Genomic DNA, 17,106 nt, shown 5'->3' on the forward strand with positions numbered 1-17,106 from the left:
AGGCTCGGCGTCATCGCGCGCGCTCGAGCGTCACATGTTCGATCATGCACGCTCACTAAGGTTAGGCTTACCTGATCCGATACGTTCGCGAAGGAGATCCTGCATGACCCCTCGACGCACCGCGATGGCGGCACTGGCCGTCGTCGCTCTCGTCACCACCGGTTGCGCCGCCACGCCGTCAGGTTCCGGCCCCGCTCCGTCGGAGGATGCCGCCGCCATCGAGAGCGATGGCTTGCTGACGCTGTACTCGGGCCGCAGCGAGGATCTGATCGGACCGCTGATCGAGCAGTTCACCGAAGCGACGGGCATCGAGGTCGAGGCGCGATACGGCTCGACGGGCGAGATCGCTGCGCTGCTGCTCGAGGAGGGGAACGCGACTCCCGCCGAGGTGTTCCTGTCGCAGGATGCGGGCGCCCTCGGCGCGCTCACCGCGGCGGGGCTCGCCTCGACGATCCCCGCCGAGCTCGCAGGAGCGGTCCCCGCGGGCTTCACCAGCACGGACGGCAGCTGGGTCGGCATCACGGGACGCGCCCGCGTGATCGCGTACGACGGCACGCAGCTCACCGAGGACCAGGTGCCCGACTCCGCCGACGACCTCGTGGCGCCGCGCTGGAACGGCAGGGTCGCATTCGCCCCGGGCAATGCCAGCTTCCAGTCCTTCGTGACGGGGCTTCGCGTCCTCGAGGGAGAGGACGCGGCGGACGAGTGGGTCGCGGGGATGGCCGCGAATGCCCCGGTGCTGACGGAGAGCAACGGTGACTCGCTCGAGCTCGTCAACACCGGTGCGGCGCAGCTCGGCCTGATCAACCACTACTACTGGTACGAGGCGGCCGCCGAAGTCGGTGCGGACAACATGCGCGCGCAGCTGAAGTTCCTCCCCGGTGACGCGGGCGGGATCATGAACGTCACGGGGGCGGCGATCCTCGCCGGCGCACAGGGCGATCCGGACGCCCTCGCGTTCGTGGAGTATCTGCTGTCCGACGAAGGTCAGGCGTACTTCGTCGAGCAGACGTACGAGTATCCGCTGGTGCCGGGCGTCGCGGCGCCGGAGGGGCTGCCCGAGCTCGACACCCTCGTGAACCCCGGCCTCGACCTCAGCGACCTCGAGTCCGTCTCCGAGACGCAGGAGCTCCTCGCCGCACACGGTCTCATCTAGGCGCCGTGCGCCGCTCGACCCCGAGTCCTCGCCGGAAGGCCCCGCCGCTGCTGATCGCAGCGGCGGGGCTGTCGGCCGTCCTCGCGGCGATCCCGCTCGTCTACCTCGGCGTCCGCATCGGCGAAGCGGGATGGGAGGGTGTGATCCGGGTGCTGGAGCGGCCCCGGATCCCCCTACTGCTCGCGAACACCGTCGTGCTCGCGGCATCCGTCACCCTCTCCGCCGTCGTGCTGGGAGTCGCCGGCGCACTCGCCCTCAGCCGCGTCCGGCTCCCTGCGCCGCGGCTGTTCGCGGTCGCGGCCGTGCTGCCGCTCGCGGTGCCGTCGTACCTGGCGGCGTTCGGCTGGCTCGCGACCTTCCCGGGGATCCACGGATTCTGGCCGTCGTGGGCGGTGCTCACCCTTGTGACCGTTCCCTATGTGACCCTCCCCGTCGTCGGAGCGCTCCGCGGCGCACCTGCCGCGTTCGCAGAGGTCTCGCGCACGCTCGGCCACGGTCCGATGCGCACGTTCGTCTCGGTGGTCTGGCCGGGCATCCGCACCCCGACGCTCGCCGGTGCGCTGCTGACCTGCCTGTACGTGCTCGCGGACTTCGGCGGGGTCGCGCTGTTCCGCTACCCGGTGCTGACGACCGCGATCCACCAGGCGTACGGGGCGAGCTTCGACCGGTACTACGCCGCCGTCCTCGCGGGCGTGCTCGTGGTCATCGCGCTCGCGATCTTCGCGGCCGAGCGGCGCCTCCGCCCGCGCCGGGAATTCGCCGTCGGACGTGCGGGCTCCAGGCCTCCGGGCCTCACGGGATGGATCGTCCCGGTCGCCGCCGTCGTGCTGCTCATCGCGCCGATCGGCGCGGTCGCGGTGCCGGTCGCGAGTCTCGTGGCGCGCCTGCTGAACGCGCAGACGGTCGGCGAGACGGATGCCTCGGCCCTCGCCGAGGCGACGGCCAACACGATCGTCCTGTCCGTCGCCGGCGCGATCATCGCCGTGATCCTCGCCCTGCCGATCGCGACGCTTGCCGCGCGGTACGCGGGGCGGGTGGCGCGCATCCTCGAGACGGCGGGGTCCGTGCCGCTCGCGGTGCCTGGGATCGTCGTGGGACTCGGACTCGTGTTCTTCTCGCTGGTCGCTGTGCCCGCGCTCTATCAGACGTCGATCCTGCTCGCCTTCGCCTACGGCATCCTCTTCCTGCCGAAGGCGGTCGGCACGATCCGTTCGTCGATCGAGCGCGTCCCTCGTGCGCTCGGCGACGTCGCGGGGACTCTCGGGCACGCTCCGCTTGCGACGTGGTGGCGCGTGACGATACGGCTCGCGCGACCGGGGATCCTGGTCGCGGCGCTGTTCATCGCGGTGACGGCGATGAAGGAACTGCCGGCGACGCTCATGCTCCGCCCCACGGGGACGACGACGCTCGCGGTCGAGCTGTGGGCGAGGACCGACATCGCCCAGTACGGAGCCGCCGTGCCCTATGCGGTGGTGCTCGTCGTGCTCGCGACGATTCCGGCGGCGCTGCTGTCGCCGCGGGAGGAGCGTGTCGAAATGGGAAGGCCGGTATGAGCGAACTCGTGGTGGACGGTGTGGTCGTAGGCCTCGGCGGTGCGGACGTGCTGACGGATGTGTCGCTGCGGGTGCGCGACGGAGCGTTCGGAGTGATCGTCGGCCCGAGCGGCTGCGGCAAGTCGACGCTGCTGCGCACGATCGCGGGGCTGGTCCCGGCGCGCGCGGGACGCGTGGAACTCGGCGGCGAGATCGTCACGGATGCCGCTGCGGTCGTCGTGCCGCCGGAGCGCCGCGGGGTCGGCTGGGTGCCGCAGGACGCGACGCTGTTCCCGCACCTGACCGTCGCGCAGAATGTCGCGTTCGGTCGTGCCGGCCTCCGGGCGCGCCGACGACGGGCAGGGGAACGCCTTCGTGCCACCGATGACGAGCGCGTGCTCGGCGAGTTGCTGGAACTGACCGGCCTCGACGCCCTCGCCGCCCGGTACCCCGACCAGCTCTCGGGGGGTCAGGCGCAGCGGGTCGCGCTGGCACGCGCTCTGGCCGCAGAGCCCCGGCTGCTTCTGCTCGACGAGCCTTTCGCCGCGCTGGATCCGCAGCTCCGCGGCGAGCTGCGCGAGGACGTGCGCTCGCTGCTCGAGCGCTTGCGCGTGACCTGCCTGATGGTCACCCACGATCAGGACGAGGCGCTGCTGATCGCCGACACGGTGGTCGTGATGCGCGACGGGCGGGTGGTGCAGGAGAGCTCGCCCGTCGACCTCTACCGGCATCCCGTCTCGCCATGGGTCGCGACGTTCGTCGGGGAGGCCGTCTTCACCGACGGCGTCGCGGCGGGGACGGTCGCATCCACCCCGCTCGGCGATCTCGTCATCTCGCCGCCCGCGAGCGGCCCCGTCACCGTGATGCTGCGACCGGAGCAGTTCGAGCTGAGGCCGGACGGAGAGATCTCCGCCCGTGTCACACGCGTGCAGTACGGCGGGCACGCCGCACTCGTGCACCTGGAAAGCGAGGCGGGGGCCCTCCTGGCACGCGTGCGCGCTGGATCGATCCCCCGGGTCGCTGACGCGGTCGCGGTCCGCGTCAGCGGGTCCGCGATCGCCTATTCCTGATCCGGCGGGAGGGGCACGCTGGGCTCGTCGGGCGACGGGAACGTGGGTTCCTGCGGGTTCGGGGCGAGCGGCTCGTCCGGCGTCGGAACGGGCGGCTCCGTCGGGTATGGTCCGGGTGTCTCGCCCGGTGCCCCCGGTGTCTCGCCTGGAGCGCCCGGGGCGCCGGGGAAGATGTTCGGATCAGTCATGGGAAGGCCTCCTGTACCTCCCAGAGTGGGCCGGGGCGCGGCATCCCTCACCCCCGTTGACCGGGCCATGCGCGCGGTGTAGTGCTCAGGACGTGGGGGTCGACGCGCCGCTGGGGTCGGCGAGGAGCCGCTCGAACGCCGCCTCGGCCGCACCGATGAGCAGCCGGTCCTCGGCCAGCGAGGCGATGCGGATGTCGAGGCCCTCCATGTTCGCCGTCATCGCCTGCGCGCCGACCGCCGCCGTGAGCCCGTCGAGGTCGTGCTCGGCGAGCGTCGCCAGGAAGCCGCCCAGCACGACGACCGACGGATTGAGCACGTTCACGGCGTTGGCCAGTGCGGTCGCCAGGATGCCGCGCTGCCGCGTCAGCTCGTCCCGGACATCGGGCTGATCCGATGCCGCAAGCGCCGCGGCGAGAGTGGGCTCGTCGGCGGCCGACAGCCGCACGGCCGCGAGCAGCCGCGCGCGGCTCACCTCGTCCTCCAGCACGCCGTCGCCCGCCCGCCGGTCGGCGTTCGACGCGATGCCGGGCCGGTTCTGCCCGAACTCGCCGGCGTAGCCGCCGGCGCCGGCCACCGGCATCCCGTGCACGATCAGCCCGCCGCCGATGCCGCTCGCGCCGCCGTTGAGGTAGACGACGTGGTCGATGCCGCGCGCGGCTCCGTAGAGGTGCTCGGCGACGGCGCCGAGGCTGGCGTCGTTGCCCACGACCGTCGGCAGCCCGGTCGCCGCGGTGACGAGGTCGCGCACCGGCGCGTCGGTCCAGTGCAAGTGGGGGGCGTCGCGTACGAGGCCGTCAGCCGCGCGCACGAGGCCGGGCACGGCGAGGCCGACCGCGACGATGCGCGCCCCGCTCAGTCCGCCCTCCCGCCACGCCGCGATGCGCTCGGCGATGATCGCCGCGGTCTCTTCCGGGGTGACCAGGTGGTCGACGTCGATGCGCTCGCGCAGCACGATCTCGCGGTCGAGCCCGATCGCCGCCAGCGTCACGGCGTCGACCTCGGGGTTCACCGCGGCGGCGATGACACGGGGCGCGGCGGCGACCACGGGGGAGGGGCGCCCGACCCGCCGTGACGGATCGGGGGCGCGTTCCTCGACCAGTCCCTCGCGCGCGAGCTCCGCCACCAGATCGGCGATGGTCGACCGGTTCAGCCCGGTCGCTTCGGTCAGTGCGGCGCGAGACACCGGGCCGTCGAGGTGCACGAGTCGCATCAGACGGGCCAGGTTTCGCTGGCGCACGCCTTCGGCGGCGGGGGACGGATCGGTCATCCCCCTCACTGTAGGGCCGTCACCGTGATCGGATCGGTATTTGTTGCGCTTGACTCCAAATGTGGTGCGGCCTACTCTGAGGACGTCCACATCACTTTCGACGTAGAGGTCGAAACTTTCGAGAGGTTCGAGGATGAACACACGCAGCAGGATGCGCGTCTTCGCCGTGATCGCAGCTGCCGGCCTCACAGCCGGCGCACTCGCCGGCTGTACGGCCGGTGGTGGCGACGGCGACGGCGACGGCGACGGCGAAGAAGTCACACTCACCTGGTGGCACAACGCCACCAACGGTCCCCTGCCCGAGGTCTGGGAGGAAGTGGCGGCCGAGTTCGAGGAGGCCAACCCCGGCGTCAACGTCGAACAGGTCGGCTACCAGAACGAGGAGCTGCAGCGCACGCTGATCCCCAACGCGCTCGCCGCAGGCGACCCGCCGGACCTCTTCCAGGTGTGGCCCGGCGGCGAGCTGCGCGACCAGGTCGAGAACGGCTACCTGATGCCCCTCGACGACCTGATCCCCGACACCATCGAGAGCGTCGGCGCCACGGTGAACCCGTGGCAGGTCGGCGGCGAGACCTACGGGGTCCCCTTCACGTTCGGCATCGAGGGCTTCTGGTACAACACCGACATGTTCGAAGAGGCCGGCGTCGAGGTGCCCGAGACGTTCGACGACCTCGTCGACGCGGTGGGCGACCTGCGCGAATCGGGCGTCGTTCCGATCTCGGTCGGAGCCGGTGCCGGCTGGCCGGCCGCGCACTGGTGGTACCAGTTCGCGCTCAAGTCCTGCTCGCCCGAGACCCTCGCGGCGGCGGAGACGGACTTCGACTTCAGCGACCCGTGCTGGGTCGAGGCGGGCGAACAGCTGCAGGACTTCATCGGCATCGAGCCGTTCCAGGACGGCTTCCTCGGCACCGTGCCGCAGGAGGGTGCGGGCAGCTCGGCGGGCATGATCGCCAACGGCCAGGCCGCCATGGAGCTCATGGGCCACTGGAACGCAGGCACGATCGGCGGCCTCGCCCCCGACGAGCAGGTCCCGGCCTTCCTCGGCTGGTTCCCCGTGCCCGGCATCGACGGCGCGGCAGGCGACCCGACCGCCGCGCTCGGCGGCGGTGACGGCTTCGGCTGCGCGGCCGAGGCTCCGCCGGAGTGCGCCGATCTGCTCGCGTACATCATGTCCGAGGACGTCCAGCGCCGCTTCGCCGAGAGCGGCTCGGGCATCCCGACGGTGCCCGCTGCGCAGGACGGGCTCGAGGACGAGAACCTCAAGGCCGTCGCCGCCGGTCTGGCCGACGCGTCGTTCGTGCAGCTCTGGCTCGACACCGCGTTCGGCACCACCGTCGGCAACGCCATGAACGAGGGCATCGTCAACCTGTTCGCAGGCAACGGCACCCCTGAGGACATCGTCAAGCGGATGCAGGACGCCGCGGCGACGCTGTAACTATGGCCACTCTCACCACGCCCGGGCCCGCGGTCACCGCGGGCCCGGGCCCTGCACCCGCGCGCCCTCGGCGGCGCGGCGAGGCTCGCAAGCGCCTCGAGATCTTCTTCTTCATCACCCCCGCACTCGTGCTGTTCCTGGGGTTCGTGATCCTGCCGGTGATCCTCGCGGCGGTCTACAGCCTCTTCAATCTGCCTCCCGCGTTCCAGTGGGAGAACCTCGCCGACTCGGGCCGCTTCATCGGCCTCGACAACTACGTGCGGGCGCTCACGACGCCCGAGTTCCAGCGCGCCATCGCCAACACGTTCTTCATCCTGATCATGTCCCTGCTGATCCAGGGCCCGATCGCGATCGGCATCGCGCTGCTGCTCAACCGGCGCCTGCGCGGCCGCAGTGTCTTCCGCCTGCTGATCTTCGTGCCTTACGTGCTCGCCGAGGTCATCGCGGGTCTGTCGTGGCGACTCATCCTCCAGCCCAACGGGGCGGTCAACGCGACCCTCGAGGCCATCGGTCTCGGTGGGCTGGCCCAGAACTGGCTGGCCGACCCGAACCTCGCACTCTGGACGATCTTCTTCATCCTCACGTGGAAGTACATCGGCTTCGCGATCCTGCTCATGCTCGCGGGTCTGCAGGGCGTGCCCGATGAGCTGGCCGAGGCGGCGGCAATCGACGGCGCCAGCTGGTGGCAGATCCAGCGGTACATCACCCTGCCGCTCCTCGGTCCGACGATCCGCATCTGGGCGTTCCTCTCGATCATCGGCTCGCTCCAGGTCTTCGACATGATCTGGGTCACCGTTGCGCCGGCCATCCGGCGGATCTCGACCGAGTCCATGGCGACGTACATGGTGCAGCAGGGCCAGTTCGCCGGGCAGCCCGGCTACGGCAGCGCGATCGCCGTGATCCTGTTCGTCATCTCGCTCGTCATCGCACTCGTCTACCAGCGCTTCGCGCTGCGCCGCGACCTCGCGGGATCGGTCACCGGGTCCTCGGCCCGCGGCACGCGCGAGCCCGGTGTCCGCCGCAAGAGAGGGGAGGGCTGACATGTCTGCCACCACCACCATCGTCACCGGCAGCGCGGAGCCCCGCGACGTTCAGCCCGTCCGCCGCAGGTTCGACTGGGGCCAGCCGTTCGTCTACCTCGTGGCGCTCGTCATCGCGGCGATCGCCGTCGGCCCCGTGATCTACGTCTTCATCGGGGGTCTGCGCACGACTCCCGACCTCAACGCCAACCCGGCCGGCCTGCCCGATCCGTGGACCCTCGAGAACTGGATCGCCGTGCTCACCGCGCCGCGGTTCTGGGGCAATGTCTTCGCGAGCTCGGGGCTGGCCGTCTCGACGACCGTCGGCGTCGTCGTCGCGGGCATCATGGCCGCCTTCGTGCTGGCGCGCTACGACTTCCGCGGCCGTCAGGGGCTCTACACGCTGTTCGCCGCGGGCCTGATGTTCCCGCTGACCGTCGCTGCGCTGCCCCTGACGCTCATGCTGCGCACGCTCGGACTGCACGGAACGTATCTGGGCGTGATCATCCCGGGCATCGCGTTCGCCCTGCCCACCACGATCATCATCCTGGTGCCGTTCCTGCGGGCGATCCCGGCCGAGCTCGAAGAGGCGGCGATGATCGATGGTGCTTCGCGCATCGGGTTCTTCTGGCGCATCATGCTGCCGCTGGCCAAGCCGGGCCTGATCACGGTCGGCATCCTGGCCTTCGTGGCGAGCTGGAACGGCTACCTGCTGCCACTGCTCGTGATCAGCACCGGCAGCCTGCCGCAGGAACTGTGGCCGCTCCCGCTCGGCGTGACGCAGTTCTCCAGCCAGTACTCGCAGAACACCGGCGCGATCCTGGCGTACACCTCATTGGCGATGATCCCGGCGCTGGCGTTCTTCCTCGTGGCCGAGAAGCGGATCGTCGGCGGACTGACAGGAGCGGTGAAGGGATGACCCTCTCGAACCAGGCAGGCATCGAGAGCGTCGCGCCCTGGCGCGATGCGACGCTGCCGATCGACGAGCGCGTCGACGCGCTCATCGCCGAGATGAGCGTCGCCGAGAAGGTGGCGCAGCTCTACGGCGTGTGGGTCGGAGCCTCCGACGACGGCGAGGACGTCGCCCCGCACCAGCACGACATGGACGACCATGTCGACTTCGACGCCATCCTGCCGATGGGGCTCGGGCAGCTCACCCGGCCCTTCGGCACGGCTCCGGTCGACCCCGCGACCGGCGCGCTCTCGCTCCAGCGCGCGCAGCAGCGGATCATGGCCGCGAACCGCTTCGGCATCCCCGCACTGGCGCACGAGGAGTGCCTCGCCGGGTTCGCCACCTGGGGCGCGACCGCCTACCCGGTGCCGCTGAGCTGGGGAGCGTCGTTCGACCCCGACCTGGTGCGCGAGATGGGTCGCCGCATCGGAGACGACATGCGCTCCGTCGGCGTGCACCAGGGCCTCGCGCCGGTGCTCGACGTCGTGCGCGATGCCCGCTGGGGTCGCGTCGAGGAGACGATCGGCGAAGACCCCTACCTCGTGGGCACGGTCGCGACCGCCTACATCCAGGGCGTCGAGTCGGCGGGCGTCATCGCGACGCTGAAGCACTTCGTCGGCTACTCCGCCTCCAAGGGCGGCCGCAACCTGGCGCCGGTCTCGGTGGGTCCTCGCGAGCTCGCCGACGTGCTGCTGCCGCCGTTCGAGATGGCGATCCGCGAGAGCGGGGTCCGCTCGGTGATGAACTCGTACACCGACCTCGACGGCATCCCGACGGCCGCAGACGCCTCGCTGCTGACCGGCCTTCTCCGCGACGAATGGGGCTTCGAGGGCACGGTCGTCGCCGACTACTTCTCGATCGCCTTCCTGAAGGAGCTCCATCGCTACAGCGAGGAGTGGACGGATGCTGCGCGCGACGCGCTCGCTGCGGGCATCGACGTCGAGCTGCCGACCGTCAAGACCTTCGGGCCCGCGTTCGTGCGCGCCGTCGAGGATGGCGAGGTCGACGGGGGCCTCATCGACCGCGCGCTCCGGCGCGTGCTGCGGCAGAAGGCGGAGCTCGGCATGCTCGACGCCGCCTGGTCGCCGGTACCGTCCGCGCTCGCCGACCGTGACGGCGCGAGCGAGGACGTGCGCGGCAGCGTCGACCTCGACCCCGCCGCCAACCGCGACCTCGCCCGGCGTCTCGCCGAGGAGGCGGTCGTGCTGCTCTCCAACGACGGCACCCTCCCTCTGGCCCGCCCGAAGCGCATCGCCGTCGTCGGGCCGACCGCCGCGGACCCGTACGCCGTGCTGGGCTGCTACTCGTTCCCGTCGCACGTCGGGGTGCGGCATCCCGAGATCCCCATCGGCATCTCCCTGCCGACCCTGCAGGATGCGGTCGCCGCGGAGTTCCCCGACGCTGAGATCGTCTACGCACAGGGCACCACGGTCGACGGCGGCGAGACCGAGGGGTTCGACGCGGCCGCGGCCGCGGCATCCGCCGCCGATGTCGTCGTGCTCGCACTCGGCGACCGTGCCGGACTCTTCGGCCGCGGAACCAGCGGCGAAGGCTGCGACGTCGCCGACCTGTCGCTCCCCGGGGCGCAGCAGGCGCTGCTCGACGCCGTGCTCGACAGCGGTACGCCGACCGTCGTGACGCTGCTGGCCGGGCGCCCCTACGCGCTCGGCTCGGCTCCCGAGCGCGCGGCGGCGATCGTGCAGACGTTCTTCGCCGGCGAGGAAGGCACCGCGGCGATCTCCGGCGTGCTGAGCGGCCGGGTCAACCCGAGCGGGAGGCTGCCGGTGAGCGTGCCCCGCGACCCGGGCGCTCAGCCCTCGACCTATCTCGCGGCGACGCTCGCGCGGCGCAGCGAGGTGTCGAACATCGATCCCACCGCGGCGTTCGCATTCGGCCACGGCCTCGGGTACTCCCACTTCGTGTGGGCGGATGCCGCGGCCTCTGCTGCCGAGATGGGAGTCGACGGGTCGGTGACGGTGTCGATCCACGTGGGCAATGCCGGCGAGCGGGATGGCGTCGAGGTCGTGCAGCTGTACGTGCACGATCCCGTCGCATCGGTCGTGCGGCCCGTGCAGCGGCTCATCGGGTACGCGCGCGTGCCGCTGCGGGTCGGCGACCGCGTGCGCGTGTCGTTCGAGGTGCCGGCCGACCTGGTGTCGTTCACCGGCGCCGACGGCCATCGCCGCGTCGAGCCGGGCGCGATCGACTTCGGCTTCGGGCGCTCGAGCGCCGAGATCGTCGCGACCCGCACGGTGCGGGTGACGGGCGACGTGCGCCACGTCGGGAGCCGACGCGCGCTGCACGCGAAGGTCGACGTGACCCCGGAGTGAGGTCCGCCGCTACGCCCTTGCCGGGCTGATCGCCCGCACGGCCGCGTCGAAGTCGAGGGTCTGGAGCACCTCGACAGCGCGGTCGGAGCGGGCGCCGGCGAGGACGACGAACACTGCCCCGACGACGTCGATGTAGCCGACGACGCCCTCGGGCACCCGCACCTCGTAGCGGTCGACGTCGATGCGGTCCCAGCGCACGACGGCGTCAGGCGGTGCGGGCTGCTGCGGCCGGCGCGGCGGGAGTTCGCGGAGCGTGCGGACTCCGCGGGAGCGCAGGGCGGTCGGGCGTGGCGACGACGTCGGCAGTTCCAGGACCATGGGCGCGCTCCTTTCGCGTGAAGCGATCATGCGCCGCTTCCTGCGCTGGAGCAGGAGGCTTGACTCTGGTCCGGCTCCCCGGTATGCCCGGTCCGCCGGGTGAGTGGGCGCCCCAGCGGCGTATCGGAACCTCTGCCCGTCCCGAGGTCCGCGGGTGCGGGAAGGCCCAGAATCGGACATCGCGCCCGACACGCGGGGCGAGGGATGCTTCGCCCGCGCGTGTCGCCCGGATCTCCGATGTTGCGACACCCGACCCGGCGGGCTGTTCAGCGAGCGGGCGGCGGGGCGCTGCTGTCGCGCACCACGAGGTGCGTCGCTAGGTCCATGCGCAGGGTGTCGGCCGTGGCGCCGTCGGCGAGGCGCAGCGCGAGGCGCGTGGCCTCCTCGCCCATGCGCCGCAGCGGCTGGTGCACGGTCGTGAGCTGCGGGCTCATCCAGCGGGAGAGCGCGATGTCGTCGTAGCCCACGACGGACAGGTCGTCGGGCACGCGGAGTCCCGCCGCCGAGCCGGCGGCGATGACGCCGAGCGCCTGCAGATCGCTGCCGGCGAAGATGGCGGTCGGCGGGTCGGGCAGAGCCAGCAGCTCGCGGCCGTGGTGCTCCCCGCCGCCGGGGTGGAAGTCGCCGAACCGGATCAGCTCAGGGTCGATCGGCAGCCCGGCGGCGTTCATGGCCGAGCGGTAGCCGTCGACGCGGGCCAGCGAGCACATCATGTCCTCGGGGCCGGTGATCGCGGCGATCCGGTGGTGACCGAGCTCGATCAGGTGGCGCGTGGCCATGAGCCCGCCCGACCAGTTCGCCGATCCCACCGAGGGCACGTCGGGCGACGGGTCGCCCGCCGGGTCGACGATGACGAACGGGATGCCGCGCGACCGCAGCTTCTCGCGATAGGTGGCTTCCAGGTCGCTGAACACCAGCACGACCCCGACCGGTCGCCGGCGCAGGACGCCGTCGATCCAGTCGGGCGCGGGCGAGTGGCGGTCGCCGCTCACGGTCAGCACGACGGAGAGACCGGCTGCGTGCGCGACGTCTTCGACCCCCTCGATGACCTCCATCGACCAGATCGGCTCGAGCTCGTGGAAGACGAGCTCGACGAACTCGCTGCGCTGCGCGGACGCGCGGCGCTGGTAACCGTGTCGGGCGAGGTGCTCCTCGAGCCGGGCGCGGGTCGCCGGCGAGACATCCGTGCGGCCGTTCAGCACCTTCGACATCGTCGCGAGGGAGACCCCCGCTTCCGCGGCGATCTCGGCGAGGGTCACTCGGGTCGTGTCGGCCATGGTCCGATGCTACCGCCGAAAGTATCGGGCGTCGGGAGCGTAATTCTCGGAATCGAGCAGTGGACGTGGCATCCGCTCATGCTATAGGTTGTCTTAAACAACATTTAGTTCACCGTCGAACCTGGTTCGCCGCCGAATCGAGGAGCGTCATGCCCACCCCCACTCCCGCCGACAAGTTCTCCTTCGGTCTCTGGACCGTCGGCTACAACGGCACCGACCCCTTCGGCGGGCCCACCCGCAACCCGCTCGACGTCGTGCACGTTGTCGAGAAGCTCGCCGAGCTCGGCGCCTACGGCCTGACCTTCCACGATGACGACCTGTTCGCGTTCGGGTCCACCGACGCCGAGCGCCAGAAGCAGATCGACCGGCTCAAGGGCGCGCTCGCTGCCACCGGCCTCATCGTGCCGATGGTCACGACCAACCTCTTCTCGGCGCCCGTGTTCAAGGACGGCGGCTTCACCGCCAACGACCGCGACGTCCGCCGCTTCGCGCTGCGCAAGGTCTTCCGCCAGCTCGACCTCGGTGCCGAGCTCGGCGCCAAGACGTTCGTCATGTGGGGTGGCCGCGAGGGTGCCGAGTACGACTCGGCCAAGGACATCCGCCAGGCGCTGGAGCGCTACCGCGAGGCCGTGAACCTGCTCGGCGACTACGTCACCGACAAGGGCTACGACATCCGCTTCGCGATCGAGCCCAAGCCCAACGAGCCGCGCGGCGACATCCTGCTGCCGACGCTCGGCCATGCGATCGCGTTCATCGACTCTCTCGAGCGTCCCGAGCTCGTCGGCCTCAACCCCGAGGTCGGCCACGAGCAGATGGCAGGGCTCAACTTCGCCGCCGGCATCGCGCAGGCGCTGTTCCACGGCAAGCTCTTCCACATCGACCTCAACGGCCAGCGCGGGATCAAATACGACCAGGACCTCGTGTTCGGCCACGGCGACCTCCACAACGCCTTCGCCCTCGTCGATCTGCTCGAGAACGGCGGCCCCGGTGGCGTGCCCGCCTACGACGGCCCGCGCCACTTCGACTACAAGCCCTCGCGCACCGAGGACGAGGTCGGGGTGTGGGAGTCGGCCGCCGCGAACATGCGCACCTACCTGCTGCTCAAGGAGCGCGCCGCCGCATTCCGCGCCGACCCCGAGGTGCAGGAGGCGCTCGCCGCCGCGAAGGTCGACGAGCTCGCGACCCCGACCCTCAACCCGGGCGAGACGTACGACGACTTCCTCGCCGATCGCTCGGCGTACGAGGACTTCGACCCCAGCGTGTACCTGGGCGGCAAGGGCGCCGGGTTCGTGCGCCTGCAGCAGCTCGCGACCGAGCACCTGCTCGGCGCCCGCGGCTGAGGCATCCGTCCCCCAACCCCGCCCCGCTTCCCGCGAGACTTCATCTGGGCACCGAGACTGCATGCACCCGCTGCAGTCTCGGCGCGCCAGTGAAGTCTCGCGGGAAGGGACGCCTGAAGGAGTGCACATGAGCCTCGTCATGGGAGTCGACTCGTCGACCCAGTCCTGCAAGGTCGTGATCACGGATGCCGCGACCGGCGCGATCGTGCGTCAGGGGCGCGCATCCCACCCGGTCGGCACCGAGGTCGACCCCGCCGCCTGGTGGCAGGCGCTGCAGGCCGCGATCGCCGACGCCGGCGGTCTCGACGATGTCGAGGCGTGGGCTGTCGGAGGCCAGCAGCACGGCATGGTCGTGCTCGACGAGGGCGGGCGGGTCATCCGCCCGGCGCTCCTGTGGAACGACACGCGCTCCGCGCAGGCGGCGGCCGACCTCACGGCCGAGTTCGGCGCCGAGGTGCTCGCCCGCCGCACGGGACTCGTGCCCGTGGCATCCTTCACCCTCACGAAGCTCCGCTGGCTGCGCGATGCCGAGCCAGCCAACGCCGCGCGCGTCGCGGCCGTCGCGCTCCCGCACGACTGGCTGACCTGGCGCCTGCGCGGCTTCGGACCCGAGGGCGAGTCGCTGCGTGGACCGGTCCTCGACGAGCTCGTGACGGATCGATCGGATGCCTCGGGCACCGGCTACTGGAACCCCGAGACCGCCGGTTACGACCGTGACCTCCTGGCGGCGGGCCTCGGGCATGACGCACTGCTGCCGCGCGTGCTCGGCCCCGACGAGTGGGTCGAGGACGCGGACGGCCGTCGCGTCGGCGGCGGCGCGGGCGACAACGCCGGCGCCGCGCTCGGACTGGGCGCCGGACCGGGGGACGTCGTCGTGTCGATCGGCACGAGCGGCACCGTGTTCGCCGTCAGTGACGAGCGCACGATCGACCCGTCGGGCACGGTCGCCGGCTTCGCGGACTGCACGGGGCGCTTCCTGCCGCTCGTCGCCACCCTCAACGCCGCACGCGTGCTCGACGCGATCGCGGGCCTGCTCGGCGTCGACCACGCCGAGCTGTCCCGGCTCGCGCTCGCGGCGTCGCCCGGGGCGGACGGCCTCGCGCTGGTGCCGTACTTCGAGGGGGAGCGCACCCCGAACCTGCCCGACGCGACCGCGTCGCTCACCGGGATGACGCTCGCCTCGACGACGCGGGAGAACCTCGCGCGCGCCGCCGTCGAGGGGATGCTGTCGGGACTCGCAGCGGGCCTCGACGCCCTGCGGAGCCTCGGCGTGCCGCTCGAGCGCGCGCTGCTCATCGGCGGAGGCGCGCAGTCCGAGGCCGTGCGGGCGATCGCCCCCCTTGTGCTCGGTCTTGCGGTCGAGGTGCCCGAGCCCGGCGAGTACGTCGCGCTCGGCGCCGCGCGCCAGGCCGCCTCGGTGCTCGCGGGCTAGGCCCCGCCGGCCGGACTGCCGCCTCGTTGCGGACGCGCTGCTGACGGGCTGAGGCCGGTCTGCTGCCGCGCTCCGACGGGCTGCTGCCGGGCCACCCGGTCTGCGTGCGGGCCGCCCGGTCTGGCCCGCGCCCCGCACCCGTGGCCACCGGGCTGCCGAGCCGAGGCAGAATGAACCCATGCCGGAGCGCTCCGACCTCGACGCGATCGCGGCCGAGCTCTACGTCCTCCCGCCGGCCGAGTTCACGGCTGCGCGCAACGCCCGTGCCGGCATGGCCGACCGGTCGATCGCCGCGCAGGTGAAGGGGCTGCGCAAGCCCACCGTCGCCGCGTGGACGGTCAACCTCCTCGCCCGCGGCGGCCGGCTCGGCGAAGCGCTCGAGTTGTCGGCCGCGCTGCGCGAGGCACAGGACGACCTCGACGCCGCCGAGCTCTCCCGGCTCGGACGTCAGCGCCGCGCCCTCGTCGCCGCCCTCGCCACGCAGGCCGCCGGACTCGCGAAGGACGCCGGCGTCGCCGTCAGTGCCGCGGCGCGGGACGACGTCGAGAAGACGATCAATGCGGCGGTGATGGATGCCGCGGCCGCCGCCGCCGTCATGACGGGTCGCCTCGTCAGTCCGCTCGAGGCGGGCGCCTTCGAGGAGGCCGATCTCGTGGACGCGGTCGGCGGATCCCTCCCCGGCGTCGCCGCGCCTCGGCAGCGCGACGACCTCGCCGAGCGACGCGCGCGGAAGGCGGCGGAGAAGGCTGCGCGCGAGGCCGAGCGCCTCGCCAACGAGGCCGAGCGCGAGCTCGCCCGCATCGACGCGCAGCGGACCAAGCTGCAGGAGCGCGTCGACCATGTCTCCGAGCGCATCGACGACCTGCGCCGCGACCTCGAGCGGCTCGAGGCGGAGCAGGCGAAGGCACAGGCGGCGCTCGGGCAGGTCGAGGAGGAGCGGGGGGCCGCGGCATCCCGGGCCCGATCGGCCGCGAAGGACGCCGAACGCGCGCGCGACGCCCTCGACGGCTGAGGCATCTCACAGGTGTCTCGTAGCCGCCGTCCCTACCGTGGGGACATGGCCACCCCGGCGCCCCTCGCGCGCGCATCGAGTCCCGACGACACCTCGATCACGGTCTCGGCCGCCGAGCTGCGCGAGATGCGCGACGAGTTCGAGCGCTTCCTCATGGAGTACCGCTTCGGCATGCAGGAGGTCGAGACGAAGCTCGGCATCCTGCGCGACGAGTTCCAGCTCGTGCACGACTACAACCCGATCGAGCACCTCGCCAGCCGCGTCAAGTCGCCGGACAGCCTCGTCGAGAAGGTGCAGCGCAAGGGCATCGATCCCGACTTCGCCTCGATCCGCGAGCACATCACCGACATCGCCGGCGTGCGCGTCACGTGCAGCTTCGTCTCGGACGCGTACCGCCTGTTCGACCTGCTCGCCGCGCAGGACGACATCCGCGTGATCACCGTCAAGGACTACATCGCGCAGCCGAAATCGAACGGCTACAAGAGCCTCCACGCCATCGTCGAGGTGCCGGTGTTCCTCTCGAGCGGCCGCGTCGAGGTGCCCGTCGAGGTGCAGTTCCGCACGATCGCGATGGACTTCTGGGCGAGCCTCGAGCACAAGATCTACTACAAGTACGACACCAACGTGCCCGCCGGACTGCTCGATGAGCTCAAGGATGCCGCCGACACTGCCGCTGAGCTGGACGAGCGCATGGAGCGGCTGCATCGGGAGATCCGCGGCGCGGTGCACCCGGCGCCGCCGATGCGCCCCCGGCCGGTCCGCGCGATCGAGGCCTGAC

Annotated in this window: 14 protein-coding genes; 11 read left to right on the forward strand and 3 right to left on the reverse strand. The window is 71.7% G+C overall.

The genetic code is table 11. The annotated features are described in order from the left end of the window. The first annotated feature begins 103 nt into the window (after window positions 1-103). From MK786_RS14450 to MK786_RS14460, 3 genes are read left to right on the forward strand one after another with little or no spacing between them, the layout of a single operon-like run. Window positions 104-1,156 carry an extracellular solute-binding protein gene (locus MK786_RS14450; RefSeq protein ID WP_241112936.1) on the forward strand — a complete coding sequence of 351 codons (1,053 nt, stop codon included), beginning with the start codon at window positions 104-106 and terminating at the stop codon, window positions 1,154-1,156. Between the two features lie 5 nt (window positions 1,157-1,161). After that, window positions 1,162-2,709, forward strand: coding sequence for an iron ABC transporter permease (locus MK786_RS14455; protein ID WP_241112937.1), 1,548 nt, complete (start codon window positions 1,162-1,164; stop codon window positions 2,707-2,709). Then, on the forward strand, window positions 2,706-3,758 hold the full coding sequence (locus MK786_RS14460; RefSeq protein WP_241112938.1) for an ABC transporter ATP-binding protein: 1,053 nt from the start codon (window positions 2,706-2,708) through the stop codon (window positions 3,756-3,758). The genes MK786_RS14455 and MK786_RS14460 overlap by 4 nt, the downstream gene beginning before the upstream one ends. A 273-nt stretch (window positions 3,759-4,031) precedes the next feature. On the opposite strand, the gene MK786_RS14465 is transcribed toward MK786_RS14460, so the two are convergent. Next, complete coding sequence (locus MK786_RS14465; RefSeq protein ID WP_241112939.1) at window positions 4,032-5,213, reverse strand: ROK family protein; 1,182 nt, start codon at window positions 5,211-5,213, stop codon at window positions 4,032-4,034. 133 nt (window positions 5,214-5,346) lie between these two features. Here MK786_RS14465 and MK786_RS14470 point away from each other — a divergent pair, with 133 nt between their 5' ends. Genes MK786_RS14470 through MK786_RS14485 form a run of 4 tightly spaced genes read left to right on the forward strand, consistent with a single transcriptional unit; the run spans window position 5,347 to window position 10,949 of the window. After that, window positions 5,347-6,648 (forward strand): ABC transporter substrate-binding protein, encoded by a 1,302-nt coding sequence (locus MK786_RS14470; RefSeq protein ID WP_241112940.1) that lies wholly within the window; start codon window positions 5,347-5,349, stop codon window positions 6,646-6,648. A 2-nt stretch (window positions 6,649-6,650) separates the two neighbouring features. Beyond that, window positions 6,651-7,688 carry a carbohydrate ABC transporter permease gene (locus tag MK786_RS14475; RefSeq protein WP_241112941.1) on the forward strand — a complete coding sequence of 346 codons (1,038 nt, stop codon included), beginning with the start codon at window positions 6,651-6,653 and terminating at the stop codon, window positions 7,686-7,688. Between the two features lies 1 nt (window position 7,689). Further along, window positions 7,690-8,586, forward strand: coding sequence for a carbohydrate ABC transporter permease (locus tag MK786_RS14480; RefSeq protein ID WP_241112942.1), 897 nt, complete (start codon window positions 7,690-7,692; stop codon window positions 8,584-8,586). Beyond that, window positions 8,583-10,949, forward strand: a complete 2,367-nt coding sequence (locus MK786_RS14485; RefSeq protein WP_241112943.1) for a beta-glucosidase — start codon at window positions 8,583-8,585, stop codon at window positions 10,947-10,949. The genes MK786_RS14480 and MK786_RS14485 overlap by 4 nt, the downstream gene beginning before the upstream one ends. Before the next feature lie 9 nt (window positions 10,950-10,958). On the opposite strand, the gene MK786_RS14490 is transcribed toward MK786_RS14485, so the two are convergent. Next, the gene (locus MK786_RS14490; RefSeq protein ID WP_241112944.1) at window positions 10,959-11,267 is read right to left on the reverse strand and encodes a hypothetical protein; all 309 of its coding nucleotides are present in this window, start codon (window positions 11,265-11,267) and stop codon (window positions 10,959-10,961) included. A 266-nt stretch (window positions 11,268-11,533) separates the two neighbouring features. Continuing rightward, complete coding sequence (locus MK786_RS14495; protein WP_241112945.1) at window positions 11,534-12,544, reverse strand: LacI family DNA-binding transcriptional regulator; 1,011 nt, start codon at window positions 12,542-12,544, stop codon at window positions 11,534-11,536. Between the two features lie 149 nt (window positions 12,545-12,693). Here MK786_RS14495 and xylA point away from each other — a divergent pair, with 149 nt between their 5' ends. From xylA to MK786_RS14515, 4 genes are all read left to right on the forward strand, one after another. Beyond that, window positions 12,694-13,884, forward strand: a complete 1,191-nt coding sequence (gene xylA, locus MK786_RS14500) for a xylose isomerase (RefSeq protein ID WP_241112946.1) — start codon at window positions 12,694-12,696, stop codon at window positions 13,882-13,884. Between the two features lie 127 nt (window positions 13,885-14,011). Continuing rightward, entirely contained in the window at window positions 14,012-15,316 is a 1,305-nt protein-coding gene (gene xylB, locus MK786_RS14505; protein WP_241112947.1) for a xylulokinase, read from the forward strand. A gap of 178 nt (window positions 15,317-15,494) precedes the next feature. Then, window positions 15,495-16,328 (forward strand): transposase, encoded by an 834-nt coding sequence (locus MK786_RS14510; protein WP_241112948.1) that lies wholly within the window; start codon window positions 15,495-15,497, stop codon window positions 16,326-16,328. 45 nt (window positions 16,329-16,373) lie between these two features. Further along, complete coding sequence (locus MK786_RS14515; RefSeq protein WP_277397635.1) at window positions 16,374-17,105, forward strand: GTP pyrophosphokinase family protein; 732 nt, start codon at window positions 16,374-16,376, stop codon at window positions 17,103-17,105. Window position 17,106: the final 1 nt, after the last annotated feature.

Source organism: Microbacterium sp. CFH 31415, assembly GCF_022538185.1.
In the GTDB taxonomy this organism is placed as follows: domain Bacteria; phylum Actinomycetota; class Actinomycetes; order Actinomycetales; family Microbacteriaceae; genus Microbacterium.